We start from the raw sequence: 505 nt of genomic DNA on the forward strand, positions 1-505 counted from the left end.
CTTTGGTGCAAAGTTCACGCCAAAAATCCATATCAATCTTATCTATATATGGGTTGAAATTAGCCATTTTACATTTTAATCATCAGTATTATAACTATCTGCAAAGATACAGAATTTAATCCGACCAGCCTTCAATCTTGTTTAGAAATAAAGTCATTTGGAACGAATTTCACTCCAAATGACTTTTCAGGTCAATGAAAATTCTATATTTTCATTCCTTTCGTACGGTTTTCATCCTTGAATTGAAAACCCGGTCGCCCGATGATAATATGGTCAGCAATGAAATTGCCATACGGATATCGTTCATTCACCGGGCTGCGTATCTGCGGGCGCTTAGTGTGGTATGGAATTATTCCTTCTGTTGTTCCCACTTGACATACATCTCCCTTGAAAGTTCCACAATCTCCCGGCTCAACTTCACAAGGTCGATGGTATGTTTCTCCAGCTTGTAGAGCAACGCCATCGCCTTCTTCTCCGAAAAATGGATGCGCAATTCCTTCACGAC

2 pseudogenes are annotated in these 505 nt (G+C 40.0%); both read right to left on the reverse strand.

Annotation, left to right across the window (positions count from 1 at the left end):
• Nucleotides 1-203 precede the first annotated feature (203 nt).
• Nucleotides 204-329, reverse strand: a pseudogene (locus E5355_RS20425) (DNA methylase); the annotation flags it as partial.
• Between the two features lie 20 nt (nt 330-349).
• Nucleotides 350-505 (reverse strand): annotated as a pseudogene (locus E5355_RS20080) (hypothetical protein); the annotation flags it as partial.

Source organism: Bacteroides muris (ex Afrizal et al. 2022), from assembly GCF_004793475.1.
GTDB classification, from domain to species: domain Bacteria; phylum Bacteroidota; class Bacteroidia; order Bacteroidales; family Bacteroidaceae; genus Bacteroides; species Bacteroides muris.